This window comes from uncultured Dysosmobacter sp., assembly GCF_947631635.1.
GTDB lineage: Bacteria > Bacillota > Clostridia > Oscillospirales > Oscillospiraceae > Oscillibacter.
This window is the reverse complement of record NZ_CANRMB010000047.1, coordinates 1-17,070: the sequence shown is the minus strand read 5'-3', so window position 1 is coordinate 17,070 and position 17,070 is coordinate 1. Positions and strand designations below refer to the sequence as shown.

The 17,070-nt window shown below is 57.9% G+C and carries 16 protein-coding genes and 1 pseudogene; 10 read left to right on the top strand and 7 right to left on the bottom strand.

Going from position 1 to position 17,070, the window contains the following annotated elements:
• The 3 genes from secA to Q0Z71_RS16595 all read right to left on the bottom strand — a co-directional run.
• Positions 1 to 2,423 (bottom strand): preprotein translocase subunit SecA (gene secA, locus Q0Z71_RS16605; protein ID WP_298025153.1); only part of this gene is annotated, 2,423 nt, incomplete at its 3' end.
• A gap of 236 nt (positions 2,424 to 2,659) precedes the next feature.
• On the bottom strand, positions 2,660 to 3,841 hold the full coding sequence (locus tag Q0Z71_RS16600) for a hypothetical protein (RefSeq protein ID WP_298025150.1): 1,182 nt from the start codon (positions 3,839 to 3,841) through the stop codon (positions 2,660 to 2,662).
• Entirely contained in the window at positions 3,838 to 5,031 is a 1,194-nt protein-coding gene (locus Q0Z71_RS16595) for a 2-hydroxyacyl-CoA dehydratase (RefSeq protein WP_298025146.1), read from the bottom strand. The genes Q0Z71_RS16600 and Q0Z71_RS16595 overlap by 4 nt, the downstream gene beginning before the upstream one ends.
• Positions 5,032 to 5,208: 177 nt before the next feature.
• On the opposite strand from Q0Z71_RS16595, the gene Q0Z71_RS16590 reads away from it, so the two are divergent.
• The gene (locus Q0Z71_RS16590; RefSeq protein WP_298025144.1) at positions 5,209 to 6,810 is read left to right on the top strand and encodes an MBL fold metallo-hydrolase RNA specificity domain-containing protein; all 1,602 of its coding nucleotides are present in this window, start codon (positions 5,209 to 5,211) and stop codon (positions 6,808 to 6,810) included.
• A 1-nt stretch (position 6,811) separates the two neighbouring features.
• Here the strand turns inward: Q0Z71_RS16590 and Q0Z71_RS16585 are convergent, their stop codons facing one another.
• Positions 6,812 to 7,060, bottom strand: a complete 249-nt coding sequence (locus tag Q0Z71_RS16585; RefSeq protein ID WP_298025142.1) for a hypothetical protein — start codon at positions 7,058 to 7,060, stop codon at positions 6,812 to 6,814.
• A gap of 81 nt (positions 7,061 to 7,141) precedes the next feature.
• Between Q0Z71_RS16585 and Q0Z71_RS16580 the strand changes: the two genes are divergently transcribed.
• The 6 genes and pseudogenes from Q0Z71_RS16580 to Q0Z71_RS16555 all read left to right on the top strand — a co-directional run.
• Positions 7,142 to 7,351, top strand: a complete 210-nt coding sequence (locus Q0Z71_RS16580; protein ID WP_298025140.1) for a helix-turn-helix domain-containing protein — start codon at positions 7,142 to 7,144, stop codon at positions 7,349 to 7,351.
• Between the two features lie 1,310 nt (positions 7,352 to 8,661).
• Positions 8,662 to 10,023: a 23S rRNA (uracil(1939)-C(5))-methyltransferase RlmD gene (rlmD, locus tag Q0Z71_RS16575; RefSeq protein WP_298025138.1), complete on the top strand. Its 1,362-nt coding sequence runs from the start codon at positions 8,662 to 8,664 to the stop codon at positions 10,021 to 10,023.
• Positions 10,010 to 10,678, top strand: a complete 669-nt coding sequence (locus Q0Z71_RS16570) for an HNH endonuclease signature motif containing protein (RefSeq protein ID WP_298025136.1) — start codon at positions 10,010 to 10,012, stop codon at positions 10,676 to 10,678. Before rlmD ends, Q0Z71_RS16570 begins: the two co-directional genes overlap by 14 nt.
• Positions 10,679 to 10,752: 74 nt before the next feature.
• A complete protein-coding gene (locus Q0Z71_RS16565; protein WP_298025134.1) occupies positions 10,753 to 11,436 on the top strand; it encodes a hypothetical protein in 684 nt (227 codons plus the stop codon).
• A 123-nt stretch (positions 11,437 to 11,559) separates the two neighbouring features.
• Positions 11,560 to 11,745, top strand: coding sequence for a hypothetical protein (locus Q0Z71_RS16560; protein ID WP_298025132.1), 186 nt, complete (start codon positions 11,560 to 11,562; stop codon positions 11,743 to 11,745).
• Positions 11,746 to 11,918: 173 nt separating this feature from the next.
• Positions 11,919 to 12,245: pseudogene (locus tag Q0Z71_RS16555) on the top strand (TnpV protein); the annotation flags it as partial.
• A gap of 70 nt (positions 12,246 to 12,315) precedes the next feature.
• On the opposite strand, the gene Q0Z71_RS16550 reads toward Q0Z71_RS16555, so the two are convergent.
• From Q0Z71_RS16550 to Q0Z71_RS16540, 3 genes are all read right to left on the bottom strand, one after another.
• Positions 12,316 to 12,525, bottom strand: a complete 210-nt coding sequence (locus Q0Z71_RS16550; RefSeq protein ID WP_298025130.1) for a transposon-encoded TnpW family protein — start codon at positions 12,523 to 12,525, stop codon at positions 12,316 to 12,318.
• Positions 12,526 to 12,636: 111 nt separating this feature from the next.
• Positions 12,637 to 13,059: a hypothetical protein gene (locus tag Q0Z71_RS16545; RefSeq protein ID WP_298025128.1), complete on the bottom strand. Its 423-nt coding sequence runs from the start codon at positions 13,057 to 13,059 to the stop codon at positions 12,637 to 12,639.
• Positions 13,060 to 13,232: 173 nt separating this feature from the next.
• Positions 13,233 to 13,838, bottom strand: coding sequence for a hypothetical protein (locus tag Q0Z71_RS16540; RefSeq protein WP_298025125.1), 606 nt, complete (start codon positions 13,836 to 13,838; stop codon positions 13,233 to 13,235).
• Between the two features lie 434 nt (positions 13,839 to 14,272).
• On the opposite strand from Q0Z71_RS16540, the gene Q0Z71_RS16535 reads away from it, so the two are divergent.
• The 3 genes from Q0Z71_RS16535 (at position 14,273) to Q0Z71_RS16525 (ending at position 16,726) form a co-directional block, all read left to right on the top strand.
• Entirely contained in the window at positions 14,273 to 14,749 is a 477-nt protein-coding gene (locus tag Q0Z71_RS16535; RefSeq protein WP_298025123.1) for an immunity protein YezG family protein, read from the top strand.
• 301 nt (positions 14,750 to 15,050) lie between these two features.
• Entirely contained in the window at positions 15,051 to 15,497 is a 447-nt protein-coding gene (locus tag Q0Z71_RS16530; protein WP_298025121.1) for a hypothetical protein, read from the top strand.
• 14 nt (positions 15,498 to 15,511) lie between these two features.
• Positions 15,512 to 16,726: a CHAP domain-containing protein gene (locus Q0Z71_RS16525; protein WP_298025118.1), complete on the top strand. Its 1,215-nt coding sequence runs from the start codon at positions 15,512 to 15,514 to the stop codon at positions 16,724 to 16,726.
• The last annotated feature ends 344 nt before the right edge of the window (positions 16,727 to 17,070 follow it).

Genomic DNA, 17,070 nt, shown 5'->3' with positions numbered 1-17,070 from the left:
TCATCCATGGCGTCGATGTGGTCCATCCAATACTCGTCCACCACCCGGAGCATGATGACCCGCTCCAGCTCCCGCATGATGGGGGCGGTGATCTCCGCCTCCTTGGCCTCGTAGGTCTTTTCAGCGGCCTCGATGAACAGGTCCGTCAGCTCCTCCTGGCTCTTGGAGGGGATCTCACCGGCGGGGATGCAGACGGCGCTGGGCAGGAAGTAGGTGCCCTCCAGGCCCCGCATCATCTCCCGGTAGCCGGCGGCGTCCAGCGACTGGTTTTCACCAAAGGCCAGGGAGACGTGGTTGGCGATGGAGGTGTGCATCATGTTCAGCACGGTCTCCTTGATATCCATGCCGTCCAGCACCTGGCGGCGCTGGGCGTAGATGATCTCCCGCTGCTTGTTCATCACGTCGTCGTATTCCAGCACGGATTTACGGGACTGGAAGTTCCGGGACTCCACGGTGGTCTGGGCGTTTTCGATGGCCTTTGTCAGCATCTTATTCTCGATGGGCGTGTCCTCGTCCAGATCGAACCGCTCCATCATGTTGGTGATGCGGTCGCCGCCGAAGAGGCGCATCAGGTCATCCTCCAGGGAGATATAGAACCGGGTCTCGCCGGGGTCGCCCTGACGGCCGGCACGGCCGCGGAGCTGGTTGTCGATGCGGCGGGACTCATGGCGCTCGGTGCCAATGATGAAGAGGCCGCCCGCCGCCCGGACCTTCTCCGCCTCCTGGGCGATCTCCGCCTTGTGCTGGGCCATCTTCTCGGCGAACAGCTTCCGGGCGTCCAGGATCTCCTGATTGTCGGTGTCGGCGTAGCCGGTGGCGTCCACAATCACTTCCTCGGAGTATCCGGCCTTCACCAGGTCGGCCTTTGCCAGGTATTCGGCGTTGCCGCCCAGCATGATATCGGTGCCGCGGCCCGCCATGTTGGTGGCCACGGTGACGGCACCGAACTTGCCCGCCTGGGCCACGATCTCGGCTTCCTTCTCGTGGTTCTTGGCGTTCAGCAGGTTATGCTGGATGCCCTCCCGGACCAGCAGCTTGCTCAAAAGCTCGTTCTTTTCAATGGAGACCGTGCCCACCAGGACAGGCTGCCCCTTGGCATGGCACTCCTTGATCTGCTGGATGACGGCCCGGAACTTGCCCGCCTCGGTCTTGTACACCACGTCGTGGTGGTCGCTGCGCTGGTTGGGGCGGTTGGTGGGGATCTCCACGATATCCAGGTTGTAGATGGTGCCGAACTCCTCCTGCTCCGTCATGGCGGTGCCGGTCATGCCGGACAGCTTGTCGTACAGGCGGAAGTAGTTCTGGAAGGTGATGGTGGCCAGGGTCTTGTTCTCGCTGTTGACGTTGACGTGCTCCTTGGCCTCGATGGCCTGGTGCAGGCCGTTGGAGTACCGGCGGCCGAACATGAGGCGTCCGGTGAACTCGTCCACGATGATGACCTCGCCGTCCTTCACCACGTAGTCGATGTCCCGCTTCATGGTGCCGTGGGCCTTGATGGCCTGGTTGATGTGGTGGTTCAACGTGGCGTTGGAGGGATCGGACAGGTTCTCCACATGGAAGAACTCCTCGGCCTTGGCGATGCCCCGGGCGGTGAGGGTGGCGGTCTTTGCCTTCTCGTCCACCACATAGTCCGCGTCGATATCGCTGGCCTCTTCCTCCTTGTTGTCCATCTCCACGACCACCTGCTTTTTCAGGCGGGAGACGAACATCTCCGCCATGTCGTACAGCTGGGTGGACTTTTCGCCCTGGCCGGAGATGATGAGGGGCGTCCGGGCCTCGTCGATCAGGATGGAGTCCACCTCGTCCACGATGGCGAAGGCGTGGCCTCGCTGCACCAGCTCGGAGGAGTAGATGCACATATTGTCCCGGAGATAGTCGAAGCCCATCTCGTTGTTGGTGCCGTAGGTGATATCGGCGGCGTAGGCGGCCTGCCGCTGCTGGGCGTTGAGGCCGTGGACGATCAGGCCCACCTTCAGACCCAGGAAGCGGTGGACCTTGCCCATCCACTCGGAGTCGCGCTTGGCCAGGTAGTCGTTGACGGTGACGATATGGACGCCCCGGCCCGTCAGGGCGTTGAGGTAGGCGGGGAGGGTGGCCACCAGGGTCTTGCCTTCGCCGGTCTTCATCTCGGCGATGCGGCCCTGGTGCAGCACGATGCCGCCCACCAGCTGCACCCGGTAGGGGCGCATGCCCAGCACGCGGTCAGCGGCCTCCCGGACGGTGGCGAAGGCCTCCGGCAGGATATCGTCCAGCGTCTCGCCGCCCGCAAGGCGCTCCTTGAACTCCGCCGTCTTGGCCTGGAGCTGGGCGTCCGTCATGGCCTTGTATTCATCGGCCATGGCCTCGATCTTGTCCACGATGGGATAGATGGCCTTCAGCTCCCGGGAGCTGTAATCGCCAAACAGTTTTTTCATCAGACCCATAGTTTGTGAAAACATCCTTTCCGATTCCGGTCCTCTTTATTAAGAAGGGGAAGAAAATACATACTTTTATTAAAATAAAATATTAAAATAAAAGAACTCATAAAAAAGCAAGAATAGCATACCACGAATGACTGCGGAATGCAAAGAAAAAAGGGAGGGAGCGAAAAAAGTTCACAAACAGGGAGCGGTTTTTGATGAAAACCGCTCCCTGTCCAACGCGCTTTTGCAGGAAACCGCTAGAGCCGGGTATCCAGCAGCATTTGGATGCGGGTCCGCACCGTGCCGTCCCGAAGGGCGGCGTCATACTCCACGCCGGTGATAAGGCTGCCGGGCAGACTGCGCTGGAGCAGGGCAAACTGCCCCCGGCCATAGATGTGTCCCGGCAGGCACCCGAAGGGGAGAACGCCCAGCACCTTGCGATATCCGGCCCGGACCCAGGCGGCGGTCTCCGCCGTCAGCAGCCAGCCGCTGCCCACGGCGCAGGAGACAGGGGTAAGGCCCTCCGCCTGGGACTTCATCTCCCCATAGGGCGGCGGAACTGTAAAACCGGCCTCCCGGAGAACGCTGACCACCTGCGCCTGCACGGCGGCGAACCAGTCCATCACCGCCCTGCCGCCCAGACGGAACAGGCGGGAATCTGTGTCCAGATGGGTGTCCATATAGTAGAGGGCGTACCAGCTGAGGCCGCCTACGGCCATTTCACAGCCGTGTTCCGCCAGATAATCCTCCAGGTCCCAGTTGCCCAGACGGCAGTATTTGGTGTAGATGTCCCCCACGACGGCGACCTTCTGCACCCTCCGCACCGCTGTGGGGACGGCGCGGAAGCCGGCGGCGATCTCCCGGCACCGGCGGAGGAGCGCCCGGGAGGACAGCCCCCGGTCCCCGCGCAGATCGCCGGAGAGCGTGTCCATCCAGCGCCGCCAGAGAGCGTCTGTCTCTCCAGGATGAAGCTCGTAGGGCCGCACCTGGTTTCGCAGCAGCATCAGGGTATCCCCCCAAAAGACCGCGGCCGCGGCCCGGCGGGCCATGGAGACCGTGACAGGCAGGGCGGCGTTCCGTTCGATGCCCCGCACGTTCAGGCTGAGCAGCGGCACCTGGGAGAAACCCTCGCGGTCCAGCACCGGCCGCAGTAGCCGGATGAGGCAGGAGCCCCGGCAGGCATCCCCCGCCTGGGAGATCAGCACCCCGGTGCGGTCCGGGTCATACCGTCCGGACCGCAGGGCGGCCAGGACCTGCCCGGAGATGAGGATGAAGGGATAGCACAGGTCGTTGTGCAGGCGGCGAAGCCCCAGCTCCTCAGCCTCCTCGCCGCTGTCCAGCACCACAGCGTGCCATTGCTCCGACTCAAAGGCCCAGCGGAGCAGGGGCCAGTGGGCGTCAAGCAGGGCGGGGATCAGCAGTGTGCGGGGCGCGGTCATGGCGCAACCTCGTCCAGCCGTTCGTCCAGCAGCATCCGCACCCGGCTCTGGACGGTGCCCTCGCCGGTGCTGGCATCGTAGTCCACACTGACCAGGCGCGCGTGGGGCAGCTTCCGCTGGAGGGCGGCGTACTGTCCCTTGCCGAAGATGTGCCCCGGCAGACAGGCGAAGGGCTGGACACACAGGATCTTTCGATAGCCCAGCCTGGCCCAGGCCGCGGCCTCGGCGGTGATGAGCCAGCCGTCCGCCACGGTGACATGCAGCGGGGCATAGCCCTCCGCCTGCCGTTTCAGCTCGGCAAAGGGCGGCAGGGTCACAAAGCCCGCGCCGCGGAGGATGCCCAGCATGTCCCGCTGCACGCCTGCGGCGTACCGCTGGACCGCCCGGTAAAAGGCCCGCTGGACGGCGGAGCCCTTCAGCGCGTGGGTGTCCATATAATAGAGGGCGTACCAGGTGATGCCGCCCACGCCGATCTCGCAGTGCTCCGCCGCCAGATAGGCCTCCAGGTCCCAGTTGCCCAGATGACAGTACTTGGTGTAGATCTCCCCCACGACGGCGACCTTCTGCACGGGCCGCGCCGTCTGCTCCACCGCCCGGAAGGACGCCGCCATCTCCCGGCACCGGGCCAGGATGGCGGACCGGGACAGGCCCCGTCCCGCCCGGATATCGCCGCCCAGCTCGGCCATCCACCGGCGCCAGAGCGCCTCCGCCGTGCCGGGCACCGCCTCCCGCGGCCGGGTCTGGTCCCGCAGGATCGCCAGGGTGTCCCCCCACACGGCGCCCGCCAGCCCCTGCCAGACCATGGCGGGGCGGATGGGGAGGCCGGCGTCCCGGTCGATGCCCCGCACGTTCAGGGACAGCAGGGGAACCTGGGGGAATCCGGCCCGGTCCAGGGCCTTGCGCATCATCCGGATGCCGCAGGAGCCCCGGCACTCGTCTCCGGCCTGCCCCATGAGGACGCCGCAGCGGGCCACGTCGTATTTCCCGGAGGACAGCGCCGCCAGGATCTGCCCCGCCACCAGGATGGCGGGATAGCACATCTCGTTGTGGAAATGCCGCAGGCCCAGGTCCGCCAGGCCCTGGGTCTCCGTCAGGAGCACCGGCTCCCAGGCGTCGGAGGCAAAGGCGTATTGCAGCAGGGGAAACCAGTCGTCCAGCAGGGACGGGATCAGCAGGGGTCTCGGGGCCATGATGCTCACCTCTCTTTGCTATCAGAATAAAGGAATTTGCCGCGGAAAGCAAGAACACAGCGGTTACAAAAGGGAAACAGGAGGGAAAAACAGACATTTCCCTGAAAACGTCGATTGTGCTTTCGGCGGGGATATGATACAATCACAATAGAACAAATATAGACAAGGAGGACCCCTATGAAGCTCAGCTTTTTTGGCGCCGACCAATGTGTGACCGGCAGCTGTCACTGTCTGGAAGTGAACGGCAAGCGCATCCTGGTGGACTGCGGATTGCAGCAGGGACGGGATGAGGTCTCCAACGCCGAATTTCCCTTTGCCGCCAACACCATCGACTATGTGCTGGTGACCCACGCCCATATCGACCACTCCGGCCGCATCCCCATGCTCATCAAGCAGGGCTTTCAGGGCCGCATCCTCACCACCCGCCTGACGGCGGAGCTGCTGGATATCATGCTGCTGGACTCCGCCCACATCCAGGAGTCCGACGCGGAGTGGAAAAACCGCAAGGCCGAGCGCTCCGGCGCGCCCCGTGTGGAGCCGCTGTACACCATCGAGGACGCCCAGCGGGTGCGGGAGTTCATGACCACCTGCGAATACGGCGAGACCGTGGCCCTGTGCGAGGGCGTGGAGGTGGAGTTCGTGGACGCGGGCCATCTGCTGGGCTCCGCCTGCATCGCCATGGAGCTGACGGAGGGGGATGTGAAAAAGCGCATCGTCTTCTCCGGCGACCTGGGCAACGTGAAGCAGCCCATCATCCGGGACCCCGTCCATTTCCGGGGCGCGGACTACGTGGTGATGGAGTCCACCTATGGCGACCGGAACCACACCGAGGTCTGGAGCTATACCGACGACCTGGCCAAGATCATTGACGAGACCATGGCCAAGGGCGGCAATGTCATCATCCCCTCCTTCGCCGTGGGCCGCACCCAGGAGCTTTTGTACTTCATCCGGGAGATCAAGGACGCCCGTCTGGTGAAGTCCAACCCGGATTTCCCGGTGTACATCGACTCGCCGCTTGCCAAGCGGGCCACCACCATCTTCACCGGCGACCTCCGGGGCTATCTGGATGACGACGCCATGCAGCTGGTGAAGGACGGCACCCACATGTTCAACTTCACCAACCTGCGGATGACGGAGACCAGCGAGGAGTCCAAGCTGCTGAATGAGGACCGGACGCCCAAGGTCATCATCTCCGCCTCCGGCATGTGCGACGCGGGCCGTATCCGCCATCACCTGAAGCACAACCTCTGGCGGCCGGAGTGCACCGTGGTGTTTGTGGGCTATCAGGGCGAGGGCACCCTGGGCCGCAGCCTTTTGGAGGGCACCGAGAGCGTCAAGCTCTTCGGCGAGGAGATCGCCGTCCACGCCAAGATCGTGAATTTCAAGGGCCTCTCCTCCCACGCGGACCGGGATCACCTGCTCAGCTGGATCGCCGGCTTCCAGAACCCGAAGCCCCAGCATGTGTTCGTGGTCCACGGCGACCGGGAGGTGGCGCCCTTCTTCGCCCAGACGCTGAACAACATGGGCTTTGAGGCCCATGCGGCCCAGTACACGGAGGTCTATGACCTGGCGGCCAACAGGCAGCTGGCTGCCGGCTATCTGCCGGAGCGGAAGGCGAAAGCGGTCAGCGGCGCCAAGACCAGCTCCGCCTACGAGCGGCTGGTGGCCGTGGGCAATATGCTCATGGAGTCCATCAGGCGCAGCAAGGGACGGGACAACAAGTCCCTGGCCCGGTTTGCGGAGCAGCTGCGGCAGCTGCTGGAGAAGTGGGAGGCGTGAGCTATCCCAGGTCCTGCGCCATGGAGAAGGCGGCCTGAAACATGGCCTCCAGCTCCAGGTGCTGCAGCTCGTCCAGCGCGGAGATGTAGTCATTCAGCAGCGGCAGGACATCCGGCGGAAGCGCGCGGCGGAGGCTGTGCTCCAACTGTACGGCCTGGATTTTCTGCATACGGTATTTTGCCGTGTACAGGTTGGAGGAGAAACTGGTCTCCAGCGCGTAGTCGTATAAGAGAGACATGAGTTCTGTCATAAGAATACCTCCTTACACCCGAAATGTACATATTTATAATACGCTCAAAATGGGTGTTTGTCAAGAGGCTTGGGAGATTTTATGATAAAGTTTTCGGAGAGAGTGCGGGAATTGCGCCAAGAAAAGGGCATGAAACAGCGGGAGATGGCTGATGTTTTGCAAATCAAGCTCCGCTCCTATCAGAATTATGAGGGGGGCGAGCGCCGCCCGGACTATGAGGGACTGGTCGCCCTGGCGGATTACTTTGATGTGACCACGGATTATCTGCTGGGGCGTTCCGACCAGCGGTGAGAGCGTTGTTCCGCCTGCGGGCGGGACGGGGATTTCGCGCCGCGGGCGCGGGACGGAAGGTTTCCGCCCACGGGGCGGGAACGGGGGAGTGTGCCGCTTTGCGGCACGGGAATGAACCCCCATTTTCTTTTCGGTTGCGCCGAAAAGAAAACGGCCGTTCACGGTCAAAAGAAAAGGCGCTTTGGTGTCCACAGTTGGCCCTAACGGGCCAACTGTGGACAAGACATGGGGTCCCAGAAAGAGACCGTTGGTGGTCAGTGTTAAATTCAGCGTTGGGCGCGGGCCTAATCTTGCTAAATCTTTCAGTTTTTAGCCACGCGAATCGGAATTGCGAGGTCGGGCAAAGACTGAAAGGACCAGCTTCTCTTTTACTGTCTCGGCCTGTGGGCCTCTCAGTATTTCCGTCACCAGTGTTCCACTGGTTCCTCCTTCCGCGCTCCTGTTGCAACATGGTCGTGCAGCGTGTGCGATGAATCGCCCACCCTGAACTCCCTGTTGCTGCCACTCCTCGCCCTCCCTTCCTCCGCCACTGGCGGCGGTCGGGATCGTCCCCCTGCTTCGCTTAGCGCTGCCGGGACAGTTGCGGTAGTGTGCTTGGGATGGCTCGTTTCACAGTACAGAGCCAGGCGGCAGGGCTAGGATGAAAGCCTGTCACCGACCGCTCCAAATTTACACCCAGGTTTTCAAATACGGTGGCACCGTTTTAAACGCATGCCCAGTCCGGCGCCCCCACCAGAGGCCAATTTAACCGCCCAGGCAGTGTGCAGCGAAGCGGAACACATGGGGCTTGTTGCCGAAAGCCTTTCGTCGACCGCCCCAGATTTGCGCCCAAGCCCCCAAATGCGGCGGCGCAGTTCTAAACCCGTACCCAGTCCGGCGCACCCGTTAGAGGACAATTTAACTGCCCGGGTAGTGTGTAGCGAAGCGGAACACACGGGGCTTGTTGCTGAAAGCCTTTCGTCGACCACCCTGAATTTGCCCCCAAGCCCCCAAATGCGGGCACGCACTCCTGCCTTCGTACTCGGTCCAGCGCACCCGGCAGAAGATTTCCGGACTTGGTGGCACGTCTAACCACCGACTCTCGTCCGTCCACAGTTGGTCCGATGGGCCAACTGTGGACACAAAAAGCGCCTTTTCTTTTGACCGTGAACGGCCGTTTTCTTTTCGGCGCGACCGAAAAGAAAATGGGGGTTCATTCCCGTGCCGCAAAGCGGCACACTCCCCCGTCCCCGGCCCGTGGCCGGGCAAAACCCCCGCCCCCAGGCGGCATCCCACCCCAGCAAGAATCTATATGAACCAAAGAGGTCCCCATGGAAAAATTACGTCAAAACCAGATCTGCACCGGCACGGTGGAGGGCTACTCCAGCGAAGGCCTCGGCATCGTCAAACTGGACGGCGCCGTGGTGTTTGTCCCCCAAGCCGTCCGGGGTGAGACCATTGACTTGAAGATCACCAAGGTCATGAAAACCTGCGCGGCGGGGGAGATCGTAAAGATCCACAAGCCCTCTCCGGAGCGGGCCAAGCCGGAGTGCCCCTATTTCGGCAGGTGCGGCGGCTGTGATTTCCAGCACATGACCTATACCGAGGAGCTGTGGGCCAAGCGCCGGCGGGTGCAGGACGCTCTGACCCGCCTGGGCGGCACGGATTTGCAGGTGGAGGAGATCCTCGGCGCGAAGGCCCCCACCCATTACCGCAACAAGAGCCAGTACCCCGTGGGAGCCGACGGCTCCATCGGCTTTTTCCAGGCCCGGAGCCACCGGGTGGTGCCCATTGCCCGCTGCCTCATCCAGTCGGAGACCTCCGACAAAACGGCAAAGGCCGTGGGAGACTGGATGAAACGCTATAAAATCTCCGCCTACGACGAGACCACCGGCAAGGGCCTGATCCGCCACATCTACGTCCGGGTCAATCAGAGGGGCGAAAGCCTCTGCTGTGTGGTGGCCAACGGCAGGCAGGTCCCCCGGGAACCGGAGCTGGCGGCCCTGGTCCTGGCCGCCGCGCCCAAGACCGTTGGCGTGGTGCTGAACACCAATACCCGAAAGGGCAATGTCATTCTGGGGGACCAGTACCGCACCCTCTGGGGGCAGGATTTCCTGATGGATACCCTCTGCGGCCTGACCTTCAAGCTGTCTGTGCCGTCCTTTTATCAGGTGAACCGGGACCAGGCGGAGGTGCTGTACGGCAAGGCCCTGGAATTCGCCGCTCTGTCGGGCAGGGAGACGGTCCTGGACCTGTACTGCGGCACCGGCACCATCACGCTTTGCCTTGCAAAGCGGGCCGGACGGGCCATCGGCGCGGAGATCGTGCCGCCCGCCATCGAGGATGCCAAAGAAAACGCGGCCCGCAACAGCGTAGACAATGTGGAATTTTTCTGCGGCGACGCCGCGGATGTGGCGGCAAAGCTGGAGGCCGAGGGACTGCGGCCGGACGTCATCACCGTGGACCCGCCCCGGAAGGGCTTGGCCCCGGAGGTCATCGCCTCCGTGGCGGGCATGACGCCGGAGCGGGTGGTGTACGTCTCCTGTGACCCCGCCACCCTGGGCCGGGATGTAAAAATTTTCTCCGGCTTTGGCTATCAGGCCGTCCGGGCCTGCGCGGTGGATATGTTCCCGGGCACCCGGCATGTGGAGACGGTGGTGCTGCTGGAAAGGAGATCATATGGCTGTTCCTAAATATAAGATTTATGAATATTGGAGGGACAAGGCCATTACGAGATCATTCCAGGTGAAGCGCCTCTGTGACTGTACCCCGGAAGATGATGAGGTCCAAGTCACGGGGGCTCCGGATGAGATATTCTGCTGGGCGTGCCAAATACCGCCTTATGCGCAGGGGGAGCATAGAAAACTCAGCGCTCTTTGGAACAGCGATGGATTGCTGCAAAGGGCGCACATCCTGGCAAGCTCCAAGGGCGGAGAGAATCTGCCTTCCAATATGTTTCTGCTCTGCCCGCAGTGCCATGCGGAATCGCCGGATACGACCAATCCAAGGAATTTTTTTGCCTGGGTCTACTATAAGCGCACCCATGAAAACTTTGCGATGACCATGCAGAAGGATTTTATAAAGGCCGCTGAGATATTAAATGTGGATATGCGGGAACTGGAAACGCAGTTGCCGACAGTGCAAACGGCGGAGGAACTTTCTTATTTGCGGGAGGAGATGGTCCGTCGTTGTGCCATGCATGGGACGTTTTTGGCGCCTATGACCAAGATGATGGCAATGGTGGACTGGATGACCGATGAAGAGAGCCAACGGGAATTTGCGCGGTGGAGAAAAAACAGAGCGGCAGTGCCGCGAGAGCGTGAAGCGGAAGAAACGTATATAAAATGAAGCCATACAAAATCCCGCCTCCTTCCCCATGTGGGGCGTGATAGAATGGAGCATCATTCCAGGGAGGTGCTCACATGGGCCGGAGATGGCTGCTCTGTATGTGTTCACTGCTGATACTGACCGGATGCGGACAGACAAAGATTTATTGGACGGAAGAGGTGCAGGATGCCCAGGTATCCCTGCGGGATGGAACAGCAGAGGGAACGGTGGACTTGGTTTTATACCAAAACGAAACGGAGACGGTGGTCCGGACCCTGACGGCGGGGCAGGATTTTTCCAAGGCCGGAGATGTCAGCGCCCAGCCGTTTACGGATATCCTGTCCAGTAATGGCTTCATGTTACATACGGAGTGGCTGGACGGTGCGTTTGACACCAACAGCTACTATGCGTTGGAGGAAAGCGGGGCGGTCCAGATCGCCGAGACCTATGGCGCCGGAGGGACCGTCCACGATTATTCCGTGGACCTGGACGGAAACGGCGGAAACGAGCTGGTGAACAACGCTGTGACAGGCGGGGACGGCCACGCGTTCGTGCAGGTCTACCAGCGCCGGCAGGATGGCATTTGGGTAGGACGCATGGACCTGAAGGGCCTGCCCGGCCACGATAACTGGGGCGTCAATTCCACCGCTGTGACCTATGATCCGGTGCGGAATGTGTTTCAGATCAAGTACAGCGTTAAAAACCAGACGGCGCCTGGGATTCTGGAAACGACCGGGCTGGACCGGTTGGAATTTGCCCCCTACGCGGCACAGCGGTAATAGAGGCCGGACCTATTTGCGGCGACGGATGTCTTTCCAGATGAAAAACTGTTGTAAAATCGTTGGAGACGGTGTATCATATCTCCATAGACTGCGAAAATATCCGAATAGGGGGATCTAACGATGAGCAAAACTGCAAGCATGGTCATGAAGATCATCGGCGCAAGCCTGGCGTTCGCTGCCTTTGTCTGCCTGCTGATCGGCGGCTGGCACGATCTGAGCGTGGGTTGCTGCGGGATGAAGAAGCGTCTGAGCAAGAGGTTCAGCTCTGAATACGACGATTATGCAGACGAGGAGCTGTACGACTAAGGAAATCGCCCAAAGAATACAAAAGGGGACCAGCCGTTGGAAGGAACTTCGTAAGGAAGTTCCTTCCAACATTTTTTGTAAAGTCAGCCGAGAGTGATCGGATCGCAAGGATAATTCAACATATCGGAGGACTATAACATGGGAAAGTCGGCTTTTGAGCATACCACAAACAGGGCGATTACCTCCTGCCTGATTTTGCAGAGCCAGCTGAGGATAAACAGCTTATTGGCGTATGGGGTCAGCGGCATTTGCGGCACATCAGAGAACATCACAGAGGCCTTTATGTTGGCTTGCAGTTGAGTGGCAAGCTGGACAGATACCTGGCCGACATCGACCAGCAGGCGGAGAAAGTGATTCTTCGGCTGGTCAATCAGATGGCAAGACAGGAGGGAGGGACAGAGGACCTCAAGAGCGCAGATCAGATGACATGGGTAGGCCGCATGAACAATATCCGTAAACGAGCCGCAGAAATCATAAATGCAGAGTTGATGTACACATGATACAGTTATGGGGTGCAAATAATGTTTTTGCACTCCATAGTCTTTTCGATGTCGAAGTATTTTGTGCCTTTTATGTCAGACCGTCGAGAAGACCATGCGATATGTCCCGGCCGGTGGCCTCGGCTTCCAGGACCTTCGCCATTTTGTCGGCGGCGGTGTCGGTGGTATCCTGCCTGAACCATCCGGAAACGGTAAGGACGGTGTTGCCACAGCGTTGTACGGTCACGCAGTCCGGGCGGCAGGCGGGGGTGGTGATGGTCTTGCTGGGGGTGTTGGTCATAGATACTCCTTTCCATGAAAACGCCCCTGCCAGTTTTAGCAGGAGCGCAAAAGCAAATATTTAGGATTTACGCAAAAAACATAATATATGAGGAAGTTCTAATACAGTTGCTCACGAGTTCCCGTCTTGGACTTTACGACACCAATCCATAAAAACGTCCTCTGCACAGACACCATTATCACTTGCACACACTTCATCGTACCTATACTGTGCGTCCAACCTTTTTGAGCGAACATCATATACCAGTTTAATCTCTGTGGGAACTGGCTGACCATAACGTTCACCAAGTTCCTCGTACTTCTCCAAATCGCCTGTTCCGGTTGCGAGAAATCGCATCGTGGCGTTTCGATCAACGCATAACTTTCCCAGAGTTTTGATTTCTCCATTTACTTCAAAAAATGCGTTGAACATACTGCTTGTTTTCTCAATGGAACAATACGCATAAACTTTATTCGCATTTGGAACAGTTTCTAAACATAGAGCTATGCACTCAGAATGCAGTTCCATCAATTCATCTTCAAAAATCTTCCCCATTTAAGATATCCTTTCGTTTTCGTCGGTTGATTGTGCAGCTATTGTAATACACACTGGAAGGGATTTCAGTACTTCTCGCGCCTTCCTATCGAGACCCTGCCGCAACCCTTTGCGCCGCAAGGTTTTCAAACGTCTAATGACGTTTGATTTCGAGCGACTGAAGATGGATAAAATCAGAATATCTTGTTGTTATTTTTGTCTACAATCTCTATAAGATTTCCGTTTTCAAAAACGCAAATTGTGCCAATAGGAAGCTGCATTACAGAAAGCGCCACTTTGCAGAATTTAAGCAGTTGATATGTGTATATCTGCGCATACTCACTTGGGTCATTTGATGCTTTCACACCTATTGCGCCCATATACCAGCCGGAGTCACTTGAATTTCCCGGCTCATCGCGTTTCAAATATACTCGTGGGGCTTTAACCGCTGCCCGCTGAACAATTAAAGTGTCTTGAAATGATGTTTCTTTTGGCGCGGCTTTTGTAACACTCAAAACGATTCTTTGCTTTGCGAATATTTCTAAACTCAAAGACAGGTCATCTGTCACCGCCTGGAATGGGTCGCTCAATAGGTCACAAGCCAACATTTGATACGCGCTATCTGCTTGAAGAACTTTATAAGATCCCCATCCGATTTGGATGGTACGGTTGTTCTTAATAACATCGTACATCGTGTCCTCGTGTTGTAGTACAGTCGAAAAGAACTCCGCTGTATCCTTCATCGTATCGCTGCAAAAAAAGAAAACCGACTTTCCATTGAAAGAATATGTATATTTCATAAAGCTATCTCCTTGCGCCGCAGTAAATCTGATCATAACCATACCACACTTGGAGGATTGTTTCCAGCGTCTTTATCCGATTTAATCAATCTATCAGCCCCCTTTGATACCCCTCCGCAATCCTTTGTCCCGCAAGGTTTTCAAAGCCCTAAATGTCCACGCTTGCGGCGCTCTCGTTCGCTGGCGGCTTTGTCAATCCAGCCGGAAGCGGTGAGGATGATTGCCGTAGCGTTGCTCGGTCACGCAGTCTGAGCGGCGGGTGGGGTGGTGATTTGCTTGCTGGGGTGTTGGTCATATAGGCTCCTTTCCACGAAAAACGCTCCTGCCAAAATTGGTAGGAGCAGAATGTTTTAGATGTTGTGGAGGTGCAGAAAAAATTGTGCTATACTTTTTATTACTAACAGCTTTGACTAAATTGCAAAGGAGAATAATTTATGGAGCAGCAGTTAGCGGCATTGTATAACAAACTGGCAAAACATATCGTTGCCATGATACCGGTGAAGTGGGACGAATTTCACTATTTGGGCGAGATTGAAAAAGGAAAACAGAGTTATTCCTCTGTGTTCTACTTTCGTGATATGGCAAGCGGAGAATTTGTTAAATCCAACAATATGCCCAAAATTTATCAGATACCTAAGAACAGCTACATGGTTCAGTGGTCGCAGCTAAACAATATTCTGCTGGAAATTTACGATTGCTTTACGGATCATGGACAAGCACCGTGGGAGCAGATGAGTTTTTCAGTGGATCAGTCTGGAAAATTCAAGGTAAATTATCTCTATGATGTGATGAATGAGAAAGATGGTGGACAATTAGTACGGGAATTGATTTGGGCGCGTGACACTTTTGGGTATGCGCCAAAGGATGGGACACCGGCCAAGGAAGTCCTTGACCGATACCTGAAGGTGTAGCCTGACCCTCCTTTTTTCGTGGGCAGGCAAATCTGCCGGTCTCCCTGTTGACTATCTTTCGCGATCCGCTGTCCCGCAAGGCTTTCAAGCCTCCAAATGTCCACGTCTGCGGCGTTCCCGCTCACTAGCGGCTTTCTTCTTCTGCTGCGCCATGGAGGCGCACTTGTGGCAGTACTTCCCCCAGTCGTTTCATATAACGGAAGAAATGAGCGGCAGTCCCTAAATCCATACTATCTAATCTAAAATGGAAAAATGTATTGGCAAACACTTGTTCCATAGCCGCCGAAAGGGGGCAGGAACCGTGTTCGGGGAGAACGGCAGCTATCCCCAGCAATCCGCAGAAAAGAAACCTCTGAGCGGCAGCCTGCCGCCCTGTCTCGTAGTAGGCGGCTTTGTGGCCTGCCTGGCAGCCCTTATGGTCCTTAATTCAAAGGGCATGGCGGCAGCCCGCAGGCGGCGCAAGAAAGAGGCACAGGAACACCCGGAAAGGAAGTTGCAGGCCACAAAGGTGATTGTCTTTTCCGTGCTGCTGACCTACTTTCTAGCGTTTGTCCTGGGCGTGTGGGTGGTGATCTGGAAAGACTTCTACCAACTTTCCACCCTGCTGGCCTTTGTGGGGTCCGCTTCCGTCTTTGCAATAGGCTTCTACTGCTGGAAGTCAAAGGCGGAAAACCTTTTGAAGATCAAACAGCAACTGCCGGACACGCCCGGCAGCCTGTCTGATTTTAGCAATATAAGTTCACAGTAAAAGGAGGAATGAACGTGGACACAAAACTGAAAACCCAGGTGGTCAAAGCCGCCCAGACCGTCATTTTCGGCCAAGAAGGGAACTACGGTTCCGTGAACGCCAATGACAACGGAGCGGTGAGCGTGGGGAAGGTTCAGTGGCACGGCGGCAGGGCGCTGTCCCTGCTGAAAACGATCTGCGAAAAGGAAAGCGGGGCGGCTTCCATTTTGGGGGCGGCCCTTTTTCGTGAGATCACCACGGCCACGAACTGGAACACCCGCACGGTGAACGCCCAGGAAAAAGCGGCGATCAGCGCCCTTCTGACCACGGCGGCGGGCAAGGCGGCCCAGGATGCGCTGGCGGAAAAGGACGTGACCGCCTACGTTGACCACGGGCTGAAACTGGGCGTTGAAGACCCGGCGGCGCTGGTCTACTTTGCGGACCTGGAAAACCAGGGCGGCGCTGGCGCTTCCGCAAGGGTGGCCGGGGCGGCCAAAAAGCCCGTGACCCTGGACACGCTGCACACGGCTGGCCTGGCGGACGGCGTGATGGGCAAATACGCAACCCGCCGCCGCAACGTCTACGCAGCAGCAAAGGCACTGACATTCCAGCAGGAAGGAGGAAAAGCAACCATGACAGAACAGGAACTGCGCCAGAAAGTGGCGGACATTATCAACGGATGGGTGGGGTCAAACCGTGGTGACGCAAAGCACCTGGAAATCCTGGCGATCTATAACAACCATAAGCCGCTGGCCCGTGGGTATGCCGTACAGGTGAAAGACGCCCATTGCGCCACAACCACTTCCGCCGCCTACATCAAAGCGGGCATGGCGGACTATACCGGCACGGAATGTGGCGTTGAAAAGTATGTTGAAATTGCCCAGAATAAACATATCTGGGTAGAGAATGACGCATACCGGCCCGGTATCGGTGACGCCTGCGTGTATGACTGGGATGACAACGGCGTGGGGGACTGCACCGGCAGCGGTGATCATATCGGCATTGTCACGGAAGTGGGCAGCACAACTTTCAAGGTGACAGAAGGCAATATGAGCGGCGGAAAGGTGGGCACTCGGACTTTGCAGATCAATGGCCGGTATAAGGCGGAAGACGGCCAGAAAGATGGTAAAGCGCCTTCAATACGTCTTTGCGGCCTACCACATGGGAGAAATAGACCGGGAAGCCATGGAACGCACCGTGGCTTCATATCGTGGCATTTTGCAGCATTTCAACAGTCACGGGATGGCTGACAAGCTGAATGACATATACAGACGGGAGGTGATGGGACGTGATAGTGTATCGAGCATAGCTTTTGTGTTGCCGCAGGTACACTAAAAGCGGGCGGCGCAGTGCGCCGAGAGGGGCTTCGTCCCTATCACTCCAGTCAGAAAAAGCAAAATAGAACAAGGGCGGCACTTCCTTGCGGAGTGTCGCCCTTGGCTGGTTCCCTTTTTTACTGAAGAATGGGGGACGGTGCCTTCTGCAAAAAACAGACGGACTTTTGCCCGTCTGCACAGAAGGGAGTGTCCAAAATAAAGATTTGATGATATAATAAGGGATATGAGGAAACAGACAAAAGAGGCATGGAAGAAAT